We start from the raw sequence: 17,276 nt of genomic DNA, 5'->3' as shown, positions 1-17,276 counted from the left end.
TTAATTTTACTCCTGGTTTTTTAGGGTTTTCTCTTTTAATATATGAGGCAGAGCCTCCTCTACTGCATTCCCGGGCAGAGGCTGGGAACGAGATAGGCTCTGCCTCCCGTTTCTTGTGGGACTAGATTCCGCGACAGAGGCTGAGAACGAGATAGGTTCTGCCTCCTGTTGCTTGTTCCTAGGCTCTGCCTGGGAACGCCTGTATTTGAGGCTCTGCCTCCCGTTTTAATTACTCTAATTCATAGAGTGCAAAACTATGCGGTTTAACGGTCAATTTTTGCTCTGAATTTATCTTTTCAGGCAAGCTATAACCTGAACCCATCCATTTTTCATCAGCAGAGTCTAAAATTTTGTTCCACTTGCCTTGGGGGAGTGCAGCCGTAAAAGCTACCTCTTGCCTGTTGAAGTTTAGAATGCAGAATATCTGGCTGTCATCTTTCCAGCGACGTAGAAATAAGATTTTTTCCGCTTCAATGCTGGACACTTCTAGACTGTTTTTGTCGAGTTTTTTAAGGGCTGGTATTGTCCGCCGCAGTTGAATCAGATGTTGGTGCCATTCCCAAAGGATTTTGTGTTTGCCTTCGGTTTGTTTTTCCCAGTTTAACTTACACTTATCGAAAGTCTCAGGACTCTGGGGGTCGTGAAACTCGCCTCGGTCTTCAAAGGCTTTAAATTCTTGTTGTTTGTCTTTGCGGATAGCTTCAATTAAGTTTTCGTCCGAGTGGGAAACGAAGTAAAAAAACGGTGCTTCTTCTCCGTATTCTTCTCCCATAAAAAAGAAGGGAATGTAAGGAGAAATTAAGACTGTGCCGGCTGCGAGTTTCAATCCTTCAAAGTCAACTATTTTGGAGAGTCTGTCTCCCAAAATGCGGTTGCCGATTTGGTCGTGGGTTTGGGCAAACACCACAAATTTATGACCCGGTTCATCCTTAACAGAATTGCCGTGTTTCCGCTTTCTGTGGGGGGCGTACTGGCCGGAGTAAACAAAGCTTTCTTTGAAGGCTTTTTCTAAGTGTTCGCACTTGCCGAAATCTTGGTAGTATCGGTCGTCTTCTCCGGTGAGCAAGGCGTGCAGTGAGTGGTGGAAATCATCGCACCATTGGGCGTCTAATCCGAAGCCACCCAGTTCTTTGGGACGTATAGTGCGGACATCATTTAAGTCACTTTCGGCTATTAAGTAAAGTTGCCGTCCTATTTCTTGGGAAATATCTGCTGTGGCATCGGATAGTTCTTGTAAAAAAGGTCTGGCACCTACTTCAAATATTGCTTGAATTGCATCTAATCTCATGGCATCGATGTGATAGTCTCGAAACCAGTAGAGGGCGTTTTCAATAAAGTAGTTACGCACGCCGTCGCTGTAGGCGTCGTCGAAGTTGAGGGGGTCTCCCCAAATCGAGCCGTATTTTGATGTAAAGTAGGGGCCGAATTGACTGAGGTAGTTGCCTTCGGGGCCGAGGTGGTTGTAAACTACATCGAGAATTACTGAAATGCCGTGTTCGTGGCAGGCGTTGACGAGTGTTTTGAAGCCTTCGGGGCCGCCGTAGGAGTTTTGAACTGCGTAGGGATATACGCCGTCGTATCCCCAGTTTCGTTCGCCGGGAAATTGGGCTACTGGCATTATTTCGATGGCGTTGATTCCCAATTCTTTGAGTTGTTTTAGCTGGGGAATTATTGCTTCAAATGTTCCGGCTTGGGTGAATGTGCCGACGTGCAGTTCGTAAATAATCATTTCGGCTAGCGGCACGCCTTGCCAATTTGTGTCAGTCCAAGTAAAAATATTTTGATCTATTACTTGCGACGGAGCGTGTACGCCTTGGGGTTGATATTTTGAGGCTGGGTCTGGTCGCTCGGTTTTTCCTTCGATTTGGTAAGTGTAAAGGGTTCCTGGTTCGATGTCTGTAGCTGTGGTTTGCCAATAACCTTCTGCAGATTGTTGCATGGGTATCAGGCGTTTTTTTGGGGAAACAATTTGGACTGCGATTTGTTTGAGGGTGGGCGCCCAAACGGTAAATTCACATTGGTTATTGCCGAGATAATTTGCTCCTATCTTCACTTTGAGCTGTTCTCCTTATAAAATAGGTTGGTAGTTCGATCGCCCGACGCGCTATCAAATGCTTGCCCTTAACGTTCAGCGCCTGTTTAGACGGTAATATTACTTAATATAACAAACAACTAACTTTAGACAGAGGCATCAAAGGCTAAAATTGTATATTGGGCAAAATTAGCGGTTGGTTATGTCTAAATTAGAGCATGAATCGGCACGGGGGCGATCGCCAAATTAGCGGCCTGCAAGCGTTAATATTTCTGGTTGATATCATGTCGAAAATCTACCTAAAGGTAGGTCAAAAATCAGCGCGAGTGTGTTTTTATGGTTATGGCTTTTGGACGGGAAATCTGCTGCAATCTCGACTCGGCGGAATCTCGCGAGTGGTTGGTCACAAACGGGATCGGCGGTTACGCTAGCGGGACGATCGCAAATCTCCTCACCCGCCGCTATCACGGCTTGCTGATAGCCGCCCTCAAACCCCCGCTGGGACGCACTTTGATGCTCGCCAAGCTGGACGAGACGGCTGTGTATCACGATCGCGCCTATCCGCTTTATACAAACCGCTGGGCCGACGCGACGATGGAACCCCACGGCTACAACTACATCGAAAGCTTTCACCTCGAAGGCACGACGCCTGTTTGGAGGTTTGCTCTCGCCGACGCTATCCTGGAAAAGCGGATTTGGATGCAGCAAGGTGCTAACACAACATATATTCAATACCGCTTGCACCGCGCCTCACAGCCGATCGCCCTCGCTGTCAAAGCCCTGATCAACTATCGCGACTACCACCACACCACGAGCGTCGGCGATTGGCAGATGAGCCTACAAACCTTGGAACGCGGGGTTTGCGTGACTGCATTTCCCAAGTCTGCACCCCTGTACCTGCTGACGGATGCCGAACCAGAGGCGAATTTTCGAGTTTCTACGCCTTTATACAATTGGCATTACGGATTTGACCTAGCAGCCGAAAAGCGGCGCGGATTGGACTACTGCGAGGATCACTTGCACGCGGCGACTTTTCACATGACGATCGCACCGGGAAGTTCTCTCACATTGGTAGCCAGCACCGAGAAAAATACCGAACTCAACGGCGGTACAGCTTTAGAATGGCGCCGCACTTATGACCAACAACTGCTGCAAAACTGGTCAAAAGTGAGCGAATCTCCAGACTGGATCAATCACTTAGTGCTAGCCGCCGACCAATTTATCGTCAGCCGCCCGCTACCGGAGGAATCCCAAGGCAAAACGATCATCGCCGGATATCCCTGGTTCAGCGACTGGGGGCGCGACACGACGATCGCCCTGCCCGGTCTCACAATCTGTACCGGGCGATGGGAAATTGCGCGATCGATTTTGCGGACATTTGCGCGGTATGTCGATCGGGGGATGCTGCCGAACCGCTTCCCGGATGCGGGCGGCGCACCGGAATACAACACCGCAGACGCCACTCTGTGGTACTTTGAGGCAATTCGCGCTTATATCGATGCCACGGGGGACGACGAACTTTTGAGCGAACTCTGGCCGACCTTATGTGAGATTGTTGATTGGCACATACAGGGAACTCGGTATAATATCCGCGTCGATCCCGATGACGGTTTAATCTACGCCGGCGAGAAGGGTGTGCAACTGACTTGGATGGACGCGAAAATAGGCGATTGGGTGGTGACGCCCCGGATTGGTAAGCCGATCGAACTCAGCGCGCTTTGGTACAATGCTATACAAGCTATGGCAAGTTTTGCTCGAAAACTGGGCCAGCCTCACAATGAATACCAGCAATTAGGCGATCGAACAGCCGCCGGATTTTCTCGCTTCTGGAACGTCTCAACTGGTTACTGTTACGACGTTCTGGACGGCCCAGACGGACACGATAGCTCCCTGCGGCCAAACCAAATATTCGCCGTATCCCTGCCCCTAGACTCGATTCCTCCTCACTCCGCCAACTCCTTGTCAGCGGGGATGCGCCAGGAAACCCGCTATACACCGTTAGTGACGCCCATCCAGCAGCGCGGCGTGGTGGACGCCTGCGCTCAAGAGCTTCTGACTTCTGTCGGCCTCCGCAGCCTCTCGCCGCAGCACCCCCAGTATCGCGGTGCATACGGAGGCGACCAATTGCAGCGCGACAGGGCCTACCACCAGGGAACAGTTTGGGGCTGGCTGATTGGCCCGTTTGTCTTGGCGCACTTGCACGTATACAAAGACCCAGCACAAGCGATCGAATTCCTCGAACCGATGGCACATCATATAAGAGCCGGCGGAGTTGGCAGTCTGAGCGAAATTTTTGAAGGCGACGCCCCTCACTCGCCGCGAGGCTGCACGGCTCAAGCTTGGACTGTGGCTGAGGTGCTGCGGGCTTGGTTGGCAATTAATACTGTGGGTGTTTAAATGGGGAATGTTATCTTTGGTGGAAAAAGAGATTTATGGCATTATTATTAGCGGGCGATATTGGCGGAACTAAGACAATTTTGCGCTTAGTGGAAAGGACTGTTAACGGTGAAATGAACGCTCTTTACGAGTTTCGCTATCCGAGCGGGGAGTTTCCCGATTTAGTACCGATGGTGCAGCAGTTTTTGACGGAAGCTGCTACGAAATTGGATTTTGCGCCATTGCCAGAAAAAGCTTGTTTTGCGATCGCAGGCCCGGTGGTTAATAACACTGCAAAACTGACTAATTTGCCTTGGATGCTGGATGCGAAGCGTCTGGAACAGGAATTAGGAATATCACACGTTAGTTTAATTAATGATTTTGTCGCGGTTGGTTACGGCGTGTGGGCTTTGGACGATCGAGATTTGCACACTTTGCAAGTTGGAAAACCCCGCCAACACGATCCAATTGCTGTGATTGGTGCGGGTACAGGTTTGGGAAATTGTTTTGGAATTCCCGAGGCAAATGGCATCAGGGTTTTTTCTTCGGAAGGGGGACACGGTGACTTTGCGCCTCGTTCGGAGTTGGAGTTTCAATTGCTGAAATATTTGTTAGCAAAACACGACATTCCCAGAATATCGATCGAGCGTGTAGTTTCGGGACAGGGGATTGTTTCAATTTACCAGTTTTTGCGGGACAGAAAGTTTGCTCCTGAATCGCCGGAGATAGGGGAAGTTATCAACAAATGGGAGTCAGAAATCGGTAAAAGCGAGAAGACTGTCGATCCGGGGGCGACAATTGCACAGGCGGCCCTCAAAAAGTGCGATCGGCTTTCCGAACAAACAATGCAAATGTTTGTAGAAGCCTACGGTGCAGTGGCAGGAAATCTGGCTGTGACACTGTTACCTTACGGCGGTTTGTACGTAGCTGGCGGCATTGCTGCTAAGATTTTGCCGCTGATTCTAGAAGGGGGTTTTATGCGAGCTTTTACGCACAAAGGCCGGATGGATTCGCTGTTAGAAATGATGCCAGTTCGATTGGTTTTGAATCCCAATGTAGGGTTAATTGGTGCGGCTGTTTGTGCGGCCGGTCTTTAGGAGATTTCAAGTAGAAGTTATCTTATTGATTACTCGGCGGTTGAAAGAGACTGTTGGCGAATTCCTGACGGGGTTGTCACCCCGTCAGCTATGCGGCTTCATATTAAATTGGTATTACCCAACTGACACATGGCGATCGCTACAATCACCCAAACCCCATCACCCTAACCCGTCCTATATGTCTACCTGTTGAAAAACGGAGCAAAACGTAATGTGAATTTTTGATCGAGCTTTCGGACGATCGTATACTTGAACAAATCGAATTGGCTTGTATACTCTTTTTGAGTCAATAACAGAGCCAGCTTTCACCGATTCAATTGACAACATTTATAATCATAATATTTTAATTGCACTACCTATGAGATAGGACAAAACTTAACTACTGTTAATATTTATTAAGAATTCAAATTAAAATAAATTAGGAGTTGTGCCGGCAGTTTCAGAAACCCGGTGGGTTTCTATATTTATCGTTATTTATCATTGCCAAACCTCGGATTTTGCCCAGAACACCGATTTTTTAGTGGAGCGTCCTGCGGACATTATAATAACTCACAATTTCTTCAGAATTACTGACTATTTTTTTAGTTGCTAAAAATGTAACAAGCCGGATATTTAGCATTTTCAGTGGGAAAGTAAAGTATAGCATCTGTTGTATGTGAGGAGAATCAAGTTTATGAGTTCAAATTTGCAACGTGGCGATCGCATTAATTTCCGTAGTCTGCTAACAGCGTTGTGTTTAACCTTAACTCTCGTCAGTTTCGTAGGATTAGATCCGGCGGCGGCTCAAGAACAGCGGATCAGAACGTTGAGTGTTACTGGGCGGGGTGTGGAAGCGATTCCTACAACTCAAACGCAAGTGCGGCTGGGGGTTGAGGTGCAGGGGAAAACGGCGGCCCAGGTGCAGCAGGAAGCGGCAAGACGATCGTCCGCTGTGGTAGAGTTGCTGCGATCGCGCCAAGTCGAAAAACTCGAAACTGCCGGCATCACCCTCAGCCCGACTTACAGCTACGAAAACAATCAGCAACGCTTAACTGGCTATACGGCGACAAATACCGTCAGTTTTCGGATTAATACTGCATCTGCCGGCACTTTGCTCGACGATGCGGTGAATGCCGGAGCCACACGCATCGATGGTGTGAGTTTTGCCGCCGCCGAAAGTGCGATCGAACAAGCTCAAAAACAAGCAATCAAAAAAGCAACTCAAGATGCTCAAGCGCAAGCGGATGCAGTCTTTAGCGCGCTCAACCTGAAGCGGGGAGAGATTCTGGGCATTCAAGTCAACGGCGCTAGCGCGCCGCCTCCCATGTATCGGCAATTGGCTGGTGCTCGCGCTGCTGCTGCTGATGCTACAACGCCTGTGGTGGGAGGGGAACAGCAGGTAGAAGCTTCTGTGACTTTGCAAATTGGATATTAAATAGTTAGGGGTTGAACTGGCCACCTCAGCTTGACCCTAACTATTTCTCGATTTATCAAGCAGCTTTTTCTACAAAAAACTTTAGCAGTTTTAACCACTTCTGCCAGTAGTCTAGAAATTGTTCGCGTCCAACACAAATATTTCCCCCTCTTCGCCCGGAAGATCCACAACAATCAAAGCCTTAACAATTTTAGCGCCAAACAAAGTTTCCCTCTAAGTAATTCGGTGGAAAAATTCATAATTATCTAAGGAAACATTAAGTGGCGCGCTCTGAGTTACAGTTACGACAAATGGCTACAACCTATTATTAACTATGAACGGAATCTCTCCTTGTTCAGTGGGAGAGTTCCTCAATAAATAGACTCTCTGTTAAACCCTAGGCGATCGCATTCCTCATACACATAAAAGAGTGGACTCTTTTCTCAGATCCACTCTCTGTTAAAGTCTCTTAGCGCTAGCTTTAACAAGCTGGAGTTAAGCCCTTACTTTACCTACTCCTTATTGATTCTCTTGTCATGAATGACCACTTTGTCCTTGAGTTCAGGACTGCCGGAGAAGTGAATATCGCTATCCTGATTTTCTTCTGCGGTGGATTCGGCTAGATATTGGGCAGATGACTTAACATCGTGCGCTGCACGTTTAGCAGATTCGGCTGCATTTGGGGCAGATGATTTAAAATCATGCGCTGCACCTTGAGGAGATGGGGTTGCATTTTGGGCAGATGACTTAACATCCTGCGCTGCACCTTTAGCAGATTCGGCTGCATTTTGGGCAGATGACTTAACATCCTGCTTAACATCCTGCGCTGCACTTTTAGCAGATTCGGCTGCGCTTTGAGCAGATGACTTCATTGATTCCGCTGCACTCTTGCCAGATGACTTAAGCGATTCGGCTGCACTTTTTATAGATGGCTCCACTGCCTTCGCTGTATCTTTTACAGTGGATCTAAGATCCTTAGTGGCACCCTCAATTTCCTGAGCTACAGCTTTGGCAGAAGGCTTAACTTCGTCGGCCGTACTCTTAATAGAGTCCGCTGCACTTTGTATAGAAGGCTTGACACCTTCGACTGTCTGCTTGACTGAATCTTTTACTTCTCTAATTGTAGGTTTGACTTCCTCGGATGCGCTCTTGACTGCATCTACTACAGAAGGCTTGGCTTCCTTAACTGTCTCATTGACAGATTCGGCTATACCTTTAATCGAAGGCTTGGTTTCCTCAACAGTCTCCTTGACTGCTTCTGCTGTAGCTTTGATAGAGGGTTTAACTTCCTCAGCAGTTTCCTTTACTACTGTCCCTAGGTCTTCTACAGTGTGTGTAATACCGTCTGCTACAGCGTGTGCTGCATCCCCTAAATTATCTACAGCACGGTTAACAGTATCAGCAGTACCTTTACCAATCATAGCGCCAGCAACTGAGCCTGCTACAGCACCAATAATTCCTCCAGAGCGAGCACCGAGTACACCACCGACTGCTGCTCCAGCTATCCTCGCACCAAGGCCTGAGCCTGATGATTGCTCTTCCTTTGATTCTGCATTTTCGTTAGTCTGAGCCTGAAGCTGCGCGTTTTCGCTATTGTCAACATTCTTTTCCCGGAAGTTAGGATTGGCTTCAGGTTGGTTAAAAGGCTGCTTATTATCAGTCATAGATATCCTTGGGTATTACTGCTACATTTACTAGGCTAACTATATACTTCTCAGAAAATCTCCTGCCTAAGAACTAGATTTGGACTGTTACTTAAGAAGTAGATTCTTAAAGGTACTAACCACTAAGGTGCTAGCGGCTCGCTGTTCATTCGGCCTGGAAGTAGCTGGAGGCGGGCGATCGCACATCTGGCAAAGTCTTAGCTTAGCGATGCAAAAATAACTCATGTATACAGACTTATTTACAGATTAAATGATTAATAAGTATTATAAAAAGATGTCGAGAGCCAGCTTATAAATTAACATTATTTTTAAATAATATATATCTTTAAAAAAATTAGCTATTAAATTATTGAATTAAGTGATTGGTTTTGTAGAGGTTGCAGATTTACGGTCGGAAAGGCTAAATATGCAAGTCAGAGAAACCAGTATCCACAAAGATTCGGGATTTTCAACTGATTTTTTTTCATACCCTGATTAAGTAATGCCAGATTTTGGAGTGATCTAACTCACGAGGAGAGCTCTTTGAACAGCAACTTGACCGCTTTAGCCACAGAATCCCGATCGCACTTACGTGTAATTGGGCTAAGTGCGATCGCCTCCAACAACCCCCAAAACTTCAATTACTACCGGATCGTCGATCGAAGTGACAGAGATCGACTAAAGTAAACAGAAATTATTATGGGCGGTAATTAGAGTGATTGAGACTTTAGCAACAGGAATCGCAGCAGCCGGTTCGCTGCTAGCATTGGGCGGATTGGGCCTAGAGTTGAACTATCGCCGGACTGGGAGTGCAAATAAACTAGAACTAACAGCCGGAGAATGGCACTTAGCCATCTCCGAACCGAACCGCTATCTTTTAGTCGGGGAAATGGAGTTCCGCAACCTGACACAGCGGTTTGAGATTATGTTGCCGGAAGTCCGGGCACAGGTGAAACTGTTGTCAGACGGAAGTTTGGATGGCGTTACTTCTCAGACAAAGGTGATTCCTTGCCACAAAGAGGCAGCAGCCAGAGCAGACGATTACTGGTTCGGCTATATTGTTAAAGCCCAAAAAAACACAAAAATTAAAGTTTCTGTAGACATTCAAGGGCAAGATTTAACCAAATTGCAGTCAGCTTGGGTGCAAGTACATTTCGTCACCTACGGCCCGGGCGGGCGCATCCCCAAAGTCCGTAACGTAGTAGTCCCGCTGCAATTTCCCAACTCGGACACCGTACCCATTGCCAGAAATGTCGGAGTTGCAGAAGTCTTGCCGATTCGCACTCACATACTGGCGGAATTGGACAATCCCGTCGAAATTGTCAAGCGGTACGTGCTGCCGCGGGCCCAGAAAGGCGATATTGTCGCCTTGGCAGAAACTCCCCTAGCTTTGATGCAGGGACGCTATCGCCATCCCAGCGAAGTCAAACCAGGATGGGCGGCAAAGCGAGTGTGTTTGTTTTTCTTGCCCACGTCGAGTTTAGCCACGGCTTGCGGAATGCAGACGTTGGTTGATGTAGTCGGCCCTTGGCGCGTAGTAGCGGCATTTGCGATCGGCGCTGTGGCCAAAATATTTGGCAAACCGGGAGTCTTTTACCAACTTGCAGGGGAACAAGCCAGGCTGATCGACGACGTTACCGGGACTTTGCCTCCCTTCGACCAATTTATTGTCCTAGGCCCGGACAATCCCCAGCAAGTTGTAGAAGAAATTCAACGAGAAACCGGACTTGCGGCGGCGATCGTAGACGCTAATGACTTGAAAGCAGTTAAGATATTAGCAGCGACCTCCGATTTATCGGTAACATTCTTAGAGCAAGCCTTGCGAAGCAACCCCGCCGGGAATGGTGACGAGCGAACACCGGTCGTTGTAATTCGACCTCTGCCACAAAAATCTTGAGTTGAAAACAGAAAATTAAAAATTCAAAAAGATGATTTGAAATTTTTAATTTTCGATCGAGCAAGAAAGGGAGAAGAATCAAAAGTTATAAGTTTTGAACTCAAAATTTACCCATTCAAAACTCAAAACTTCCCTAACTCTTCCCCTTTCTGAATTTTTATTTTTAAATTTCCATTCTCCACTTTTATGCTATGACTTCATTTCCCTCCCAAAACCAAAACCAGGTTGTGATTCGCCCGTTTCAGTATCGCGACATCGAGGTGATGGAACAACTGTGCGCGGAAACAGCCGAAGAGCCAGAAAACCGCAAGGGCGCAAGCTGCGATGTGGTACTAGGTAGAAAGTTGCAGCAGATTCGTCGCTGGTACGGACTACTAAAGATTTTTAGCTTGTTTCCCAACCCTTGTCAGTCCCTGTTCCGTGCCCACGTTGCCGAAGAAGAGGGGAGCGTTAAGGGCATAATTCAGATTTCTCCTTTCAACCGCACCCGCAGCACTTGGCGGATCGATCGCATAGGAGTAGACCCGGAAGCCCGCAGCAAAGGAATTGGTTCCATGCTGCTGCGGTACTGCTTTGAGGCAGTCTGGGAGGCGCGGACGTGGCTGTTGGAAGTGAATGTCGGCGACAAAACTTCCTTGGCTTTGTATCGGCAAAACGGGTTTCAGCCTTTGGCGCAGATGACATACTGGACGATCGCCCCAGAACGCCTGCAAGAAATGGCAAGCTCGACGCCAGATTTGCCCAACCTGCTGCCCGTCAGTAACGCAGACGCTCAGTTGCTCTACCAACTGGATACCGCGTCTATGCCGCCGCTGGTGCGCCAAGTATTCGATCGCCACCTTCAAGATTTCAAAACCAGTTTTTTGGGCGCTTTAGTCGAAGGTGTCAGACAGTGGCTGGGCAAAACCGAGGTAGTCAGCGGCTACGTGTTTGAACCGCAGCGCAAAGCCGCGATCGGCTATTTTCAGGTGCAGCTATCCCGCAATGGTCAACAACCGCACGTCGCCCAGTTGACTGTACACCCCGCCTACACTTGGCTTTACCCAGAACTGCTGTCCCAGATGGCGCGCCTTGTTCAAGATTTCCCGGTTCAAAGCCTGCAACTGGCTTCCGCTGACTATCAGCCGGAACGGGAAGCTTATTTAGAGCAATTTGGAGCAGTGCGCGTGGAACACAGCTTGCTGATGTCTCGATCGGTGTGGCACAAATTGCGCGAGTCCAAGTTGGTCTCTCTCGAAGGACTCCAGCTATCAGAAATGTTGCAAAGCTTCCAGCCAACTCGCAAACCCGTACCCGGCCGGATGTCCTGGCTCGGCCCGATGCCTGGGGAAGCCACAGCAGGGCCCGCGTCCTCGGAGATAAAACCACTGTTGGCTGACTCAGGAAACAGCCAAGCTAATCAAGTTAACCCTTTGGGTGGCCAAAATTCCGAATCAGCAGCAACTGATGGCAGCAGCATTTTGCCCCTAAATTTGTCGGATTTGCCTCTAGACGGCGGCTGGCCGGGAGAACTCAATTCTTAATAAGTGAAAGAGAAGGTAAAAGGTAGAAGGCAGAAAAAAATAGAATTAATCATCCAATAAATTACTTTTTTTTCTGTCATCTTCCCAAAAATTCCCTTCTGCTTTTGATTGATATCAACTTAAAATTACCTATCTTCTTATTACTTTATTCTCTTATTCCTTTGCGTCCTTAGCGTCTTCGCGGTTAGTTAAATAAGATTATTTACGCGAAAAAACACTAAATCTAAAATCTAAAATCTAAAATCTAAAATTGCTTGATTGATCATGTCCAAAGATAAATTATGGATTTCAGCTCTGGGATTAGATATCGGCCTCAAACGAGTCGGCATCGCTGGGTGTGACGGCACAGGTTTAATAGCTACGGGCATTACAACACTGGTACGATCGTCCTTTGATCGAGACGTAGCTTATCTCCGAGCGCTCGTGCGAGAGCGGAGAGTGCAAATTTTGGTGGCAGGCTTGCCCTACTCCCTGAGCGGAGAATTGGGTGCTCAAGCCCGACAGGTGCAGAAATATGCCAATCGCATCGCCACAGCCCTAGAGATCCCCCTAGAGTACGTGGACGAGCGTCTGACTTCGGTTGAGGCAGAGGAATTGATGAAAGCTTCAGGGATTTCGCCGTCGCAAAATAATAAGGGTTCGATCGATCGCAAAGCAGCGGCCCTGATTTTGCAGCAGTGGCTAGACGAGCGGAGGCAAAATATCTCCGCCCTTCCCAATCCTTGATAGCTTTTAACAGAGGCGTGATATCCTGGTTGTGCAAGTTTGCTACGCACACCTGTAACCCTTGACAAACTGGAGAAAATTCTGCTGTACCCTCGGTAGTAAAGAAGCACAAAATCGTGATTTGTCCTCAGTGTCGGTTGCTGACTCGACTGAGATTTAAACGCTGCACTCCTCGCCTGTGGAAAAGGCAGCGAGTCTCGCGGTTTAAGCTTGTGGACTGGCGATCGCCCACTTAGCCAGAATATCGCCACGAAAATTCCCCATTGTCAAGCAAACGTTACTGAATTATTGACGGAAAACTAAGATACACGCGATGTCCTCATCCCCATACCGCAAAAAAGAGAATGGCAATTCCAACGAAGAGTCCGTCACCCTGACGGATGAAGTTGGGCGATCGCTGACTTGCAACATAGAATATTCTATGAACCTAGAAGGTCAAGAATACGCTTTGCTGCTTCCAATTGACTCGCCAGTAGAAATTTTTACATGGCACGGAGACGATAACGACGAAGCAGCAATTCCTGTAGAAGACGAAACCGAAATCGACAAAATTTTTGATACCGCTAAAGTTGTTCTGCAAGAGCAGAACTTGACACTCCGACGCACGGCGGTGACGCTGACTGTCGTTGGCGAATTGCCGGAATTTCCCGAAGAGGATATGGCATCTGATGTCGATCCAGATGAGGAGTCGGAGTTCGAGGAGCTGATGTGGCTGACCAGTTTCTACCACGAAGAACAGGAATATGCGATTTATACGCCTCTAGACCCGTTCTTTATCTTGGCTAGAATGGATGACGACGGTAAGCCAGAATTGCTCTCAGAAGAAGAGTTCCAAAGGCTGGAACCGATGTTACCTATGCTGGAAGACCAGTTCTTTGACGAGCTTGATTAGATATTAATTGCAGGCACAAGCCCTGATGGCAAAAAGCAGAATTTTTTACTATTTTATAAAAAAGTAAACTGCTCGCCCGATCGAACTTTTTCGAGATGGCAGCTTCTGCCTTCGCGATCGGGCTTTTGAATTGGGCCGCGTGAATTGGGTCTTTTAAAGGGCTTGTATTCGTAACTTTTCGGTCATCAATCGCAGGTCATCAGTCATTAGTCGCTAGTTAACCGCCGCTTATCCAGGACAACGGACTATGAATAAAGAACAAATGACAAAAGGCAGCACGCGCGAGAGCCGAAAAGGTACTCCGCAAGTCTCTAAATGGTTGTTTTATCTGGCATTGCTGCCGGCAATCTGGGGAGTTTGCGCTTGGCAAGGCTGGGCTTGGTGGAGCTGGGCTTCGGCGCCGCCTAAAATCACATCCTCATCGGGGAATCCGGCAGAAGATGCTGCTGTTTCGATCCAAATCCCGGAGGGTACTCCCAGTCAAAAAATCGGCCGGGATTTAGAGGCCGCGGGGTTGATTCGATCGAGCTCGGCATGGAATATGTGGGCCCGCTGGATGACTCTGCAAAACCGGGAGGGAGGTTTTCAAGCAGGAACTTACCAACTGTCGCCGACTCAGCCTCTGAGTGCAGTTGCTGACAAAATTTGGAAGGGCGAAGTCGTACAGCAGAGTTTCACGATTCCAGAAGGGTGGTCGCTGCAACAAATGAGCACTTATTTTGAAGCGCAAGGTTTTTTCCCAGCTAAGGAGTTTATGGTGGCTGCGAGTCAAATTCCTTACGCTCAATACCCTTGGCTGCCGAGCGGATTGCCTCATTTGGAAGGTTTTTTGTACCCGGATACTTATCAGCTAGACGGCGATAGAATTACTCCTCAAGCTGCGATCACACAAATGCTCACCCGTTTCGAGCAGACAGCTTTGCCGGTATATCAAAAAAATCAGAATAATACGAAGCTCTCTCTCAAAGAATGGGTGACTTTGGCGAGTATTGTAGAAAAAGAAGCTGTGGTTGCTTCCGAGCGGAACCGCATTTCTGGAGTGTTCAACAACCGTCTGAAAAAGGGTATGACGTTGGGTTCTGACCCGACAGTTGAATATGCTCTTGGCATCAGGCAAACTAAGGAAAAGCCTCTGACTTTTAAGCAAGTAGAAACGCCTTCTCCTTACAATACTTATATAAATCCAGGACTACCCCCAACTCCGATCGCATCTCCGGGAATCGCAAGTCTGGAAGCGACTCTGACTCCCGAAAATACAGAATACCTGTATTTTATGGCTCGATACGACGGCACTCACATTTTTAGCCGCACGCAGGCGGAACACGATGCTGCGATTGCTAAAGTTGACGAGCAGTTGCGATCGAATCCATAGATTGGCAATGACTAATAAAAAAGTAAAAAGTCAAAAGTAACAAAGGAAAAGCCATAATTATTCACTTTTGGTTTTTTACTTTTTCAATCTTTAACTCCCAATTTCTTATTTCTCAATCTAAAATCTAAAATCTAAAATCTAAAATCATTATGACTTGGGGTAAATTACTACAGCCTGACTTAGTTCTAGGCGATTCAGTCATGAAATTAACGGCTGATATTCTGCAGGAATATCAGATTAAAGGATTAGTGTTGGATGTGGACGAAACTCTTGTTCCCATTACGGCAATGAATGCTTCTCCTGAGCTCAGCTTGTGGGTACAAGAAATTAGACCCGTGGTATCGCTATGGTTGGCAAGCAATAATTTAAGTCAAAATCGGATCGGTCGAATTGCTGATTCTTTGAATCTACCTTACATCACGGGTGCTGCTAAACCGTCGCGCCGCAAGTTGCGAACAGCAGTGACTGCAATGAATTTGCCGGTGGAACAGGTGGCGATGGTGGGCGATCGACTTTTTACTGATGTTTTAGCAGGCAATCGTTTGGGTATGTTCACTATTTTAGTGGAACCAATGGTTGATGCTGGGTATGCACTTCGCAAGTATCCGGTGCGCTCTTTTGAAGTTTGGGTTTCTCAAGCTTTGGGGGCTTCTCTGAAAATTAAAGATTAAAAATGGGCATCGGGAATTGGGCATGGGGCATTGGGCATTGGGAATTGGTAATTAGGAATTGGGAATTGGTAACTAATGGCAACAGTCAACAGTCAACAGTCAACAGACAACAGTCAACAGTCAACAGTCAACAGTCAACAGTCAACAGTCAACAGACAACAGACTAAAACTATTGTTGTTAAAATTGGAACTTCAACTCTGACTCGATCGACTACAGGAAACTTAGCTCTTTCAACTATTGCGGCATTGGTCGAAATTTTAGCTGATTTGCGGCAGCAAGGCCATCGAGTAGTTTTGGTTTCTTCGGGTGCGGTTGGAGTTGGCTGCGCGCGCTTGGGTTTGACGGAACGCCCGCGAAACATGGCTATGAAACAGGCTGTGGCGGCTGTGGGCCAAGGGCGGCTGATGCGTGTGTACGATGACTTGTTTACTACTCTACAACAGCCGATCGCTCAAGTATTGCTCACCAGGGGCGATTTAGTGCAGCGTAACGGTTATGTTAACGCTTGCAATACTTTTGGGCAACTGCTGAGATTGGGCGTGATTCCGATCGTCAATGAAAATGATACCGTAGCCGTAGACGAGCTTAAATTTGGCGATAACGACACGCTTTCGGCGCTGGTGGCGAGTTTGGTAGAAGCAGATTGGTTGTTTGTGCTCACAGATGTCGATCGGCTGTATTCGGCTGATCCGCGCAGCAATCCCGACGCGCAGCCGATCGCCCTAGTCCAAAGTATGGCACAGCTCACAGAATTTCAGGTGCAAACAGGAGATTCCCGCAGCGGTTGGGGAACCGGCGGAATGGTGACAAAAATTGAAGCAGCCAGAATAGCAACTGCATCGGGAGTACGGACTGTCATAACTGACGGCTGCTTTCCTGGTAATATCGAGAAAATACTTAACGGAGAGTCGATCGGCACTCAATTCGAGCCTCAACCGCGCCCTGTAAACGCTCGCAAACACTGGATAGCTAACGTGCTAATTCCGGCAGGAAAACTATACTTAGATGCGGGTGCTGTCAAGGCAATTTCCCACGGGGGAAAATCGCTTTTAGCGGCGGGTATTGCTCAAGTAGAAGGAGAATTTCAAGCTGATGATTCCGTGCAGTTGTGCGACGCAGCCGGTAAGCAAATTGCTAGAGGACTTGTGAATTATAGCAGTTTAGAATTGAGACAAATCCAGGGCTGCAAGTCAGAGAAAATTGCTGAGATTTTAGGCTATGCAGGCGTAGAAACGGCGGTACACCGAGATAATTTAGTGATTGTTTAAACTAACAAATATCGAGACAGTCGATCGGGCAATGAGCGAAGGTAGAAATTGAGGATATTTGCAGCACAGTCTTGCAAGAATGTGTTTGGCTGTGTCGGAACAGCTCATTCATCGCTTCTGTAAACAGTTCAAAGATATTTTGTGCTAATTCTAAAGCTGCTTGGCGTTCCGCATTAGTAAGTTTTATCTCTGCTAAAACTTCCAACATCTCTGGCGTGTTTAAAAGGTGATAATTTTCTAAACCCCCATAACCTCCTCCAAAATCAAGAGATTCTTTTTGGTTAATTTGCTGTAATTCCATTACCACTGCTAGAGCGTCGGTACAGTATTAGAAGTTGACAAAAAAAGAGATATATGAATCTACCCCGTCAAGGAATTCAACTCT

14 protein-coding genes are annotated in these 17,276 nt (G+C 47.5%); 11 read left to right on the top strand and 3 right to left on the bottom strand.

Going from position 1 to position 17,276, the window contains the following annotated elements; translation table 11 throughout:
- Window positions 1–229: 229 nt before the first annotated feature.
- A complete protein-coding gene (gene treZ, locus QUA36_RS26055) occupies window positions 230–2,053 on the bottom strand; it encodes a malto-oligosyltrehalose trehalohydrolase (RefSeq protein ID WP_333459582.1) in 1,824 nt (607 codons plus the stop codon).
- 315 nt (window positions 2,054–2,368) lie between these two features.
- Between treZ and QUA36_RS26050 the strand changes: the two genes are divergently transcribed.
- The 3 genes from QUA36_RS26050 to QUA36_RS26040 all read left to right on the top strand — a co-directional run bounded on the left by QUA36_RS26050 (window position 2,369) and on the right by QUA36_RS26040 (window position 6,919).
- On the top strand, window positions 2,369–4,429 hold the full coding sequence (locus QUA36_RS26050; RefSeq protein WP_333459581.1) for an amylo-alpha-1,6-glucosidase: 2,061 nt from the start codon (window positions 2,369–2,371) through the stop codon (window positions 4,427–4,429).
- 35 nt (window positions 4,430–4,464) lie between these two features.
- Window positions 4,465–5,505, top strand: a complete 1,041-nt coding sequence (locus tag QUA36_RS26045) for a glucokinase (protein ID WP_333459580.1) — start codon at window positions 4,465–4,467, stop codon at window positions 5,503–5,505.
- Between the two features lie 673 nt (window positions 5,506–6,178).
- Window positions 6,179–6,919, top strand: a complete 741-nt coding sequence (locus QUA36_RS26040) for an SIMPL domain-containing protein (RefSeq protein WP_333459579.1) — start codon at window positions 6,179–6,181, stop codon at window positions 6,917–6,919.
- A gap of 491 nt (window positions 6,920–7,410) precedes the next feature.
- On the opposite strand, the gene QUA36_RS26035 is transcribed toward QUA36_RS26040, so the two are convergent.
- Entirely contained in the window at window positions 7,411–8,562 is a 1,152-nt protein-coding gene (locus tag QUA36_RS26035; protein WP_333459578.1) for a hypothetical protein, read from the bottom strand.
- A gap of 522 nt (window positions 8,563–9,084) precedes the next feature.
- Between QUA36_RS26035 and QUA36_RS26030 the strand changes: the two genes are divergently transcribed.
- The 8 genes from QUA36_RS26030 (at window position 9,085) to proB (ending at window position 16,891) form a co-directional block, all read left to right on the top strand.
- Window positions 9,085–9,228, top strand: a complete 144-nt coding sequence (locus tag QUA36_RS26030; protein WP_333459577.1) for a hypothetical protein — start codon at window positions 9,085–9,087, stop codon at window positions 9,226–9,228.
- Window positions 9,229–9,256: 28 nt separating this feature from the next.
- The gene (locus tag QUA36_RS26025; protein WP_333459576.1) at window positions 9,257–10,438 is read left to right on the top strand and encodes a F420-0:Gamma-glutamyl ligase; all 1,182 of its coding nucleotides are present in this window, start codon (window positions 9,257–9,259) and stop codon (window positions 10,436–10,438) included.
- A 191-nt stretch (window positions 10,439–10,629) separates the two neighbouring features.
- Window positions 10,630–11,961 carry a GNAT family N-acetyltransferase gene (locus tag QUA36_RS26020; RefSeq protein ID WP_333459575.1) on the top strand — a complete coding sequence of 444 codons (1,332 nt, stop codon included), beginning with the start codon at window positions 10,630–10,632 and terminating at the stop codon, window positions 11,959–11,961.
- Between the two features lie 264 nt (window positions 11,962–12,225).
- The gene (gene ruvX, locus QUA36_RS26015) at window positions 12,226–12,687 is read left to right on the top strand and encodes a Holliday junction resolvase RuvX (RefSeq protein WP_333459574.1); all 462 of its coding nucleotides are present in this window, start codon (window positions 12,226–12,228) and stop codon (window positions 12,685–12,687) included.
- 313 nt (window positions 12,688–13,000) lie between these two features.
- Entirely contained in the window at window positions 13,001–13,579 is a 579-nt protein-coding gene (locus QUA36_RS26010) for a DUF3727 domain-containing protein (RefSeq protein ID WP_333163746.1), read from the top strand.
- A 247-nt stretch (window positions 13,580–13,826) separates the two neighbouring features.
- Window positions 13,827–14,951, top strand: a complete 1,125-nt coding sequence (gene mltG / locus QUA36_RS26005) for an endolytic transglycosylase MltG (protein WP_333459573.1) — start codon at window positions 13,827–13,829, stop codon at window positions 14,949–14,951.
- A gap of 149 nt (window positions 14,952–15,100) precedes the next feature.
- Window positions 15,101–15,622: a YqeG family HAD IIIA-type phosphatase gene (locus QUA36_RS26000; RefSeq protein ID WP_333163740.1), complete on the top strand. Its 522-nt coding sequence runs from the start codon at window positions 15,101–15,103 to the stop codon at window positions 15,620–15,622.
- Window positions 15,623–15,697: 75 nt separating this feature from the next.
- The gene (proB, locus tag QUA36_RS25995) at window positions 15,698–16,891 is read left to right on the top strand and encodes a glutamate 5-kinase (protein ID WP_333459572.1); all 1,194 of its coding nucleotides are present in this window, start codon (window positions 15,698–15,700) and stop codon (window positions 16,889–16,891) included.
- Window position 16,892: 1 nt separating this feature from the next.
- Here the strand turns inward: proB and QUA36_RS25990 are convergent, their stop codons facing one another.
- On the bottom strand, window positions 16,893–17,192 hold the full coding sequence (locus QUA36_RS25990; RefSeq protein WP_333459571.1) for a hypothetical protein: 300 nt from the start codon (window positions 17,190–17,192) through the stop codon (window positions 16,893–16,895).
- Between the last annotated feature and the right edge of the window lie 84 nt (window positions 17,193–17,276).

This window comes from Microcoleus sp. Pol10D4, assembly GCF_036701555.1.
Taxonomy (GTDB): Bacteria; Cyanobacteriota; Cyanobacteriia; order Cyanobacteriales; family Microcoleaceae; genus Microcoleus.
The sequence above is the reverse complement of the archived record's forward strand: the minus strand, read 5'-3'. Positions and strand labels throughout refer to the sequence as shown.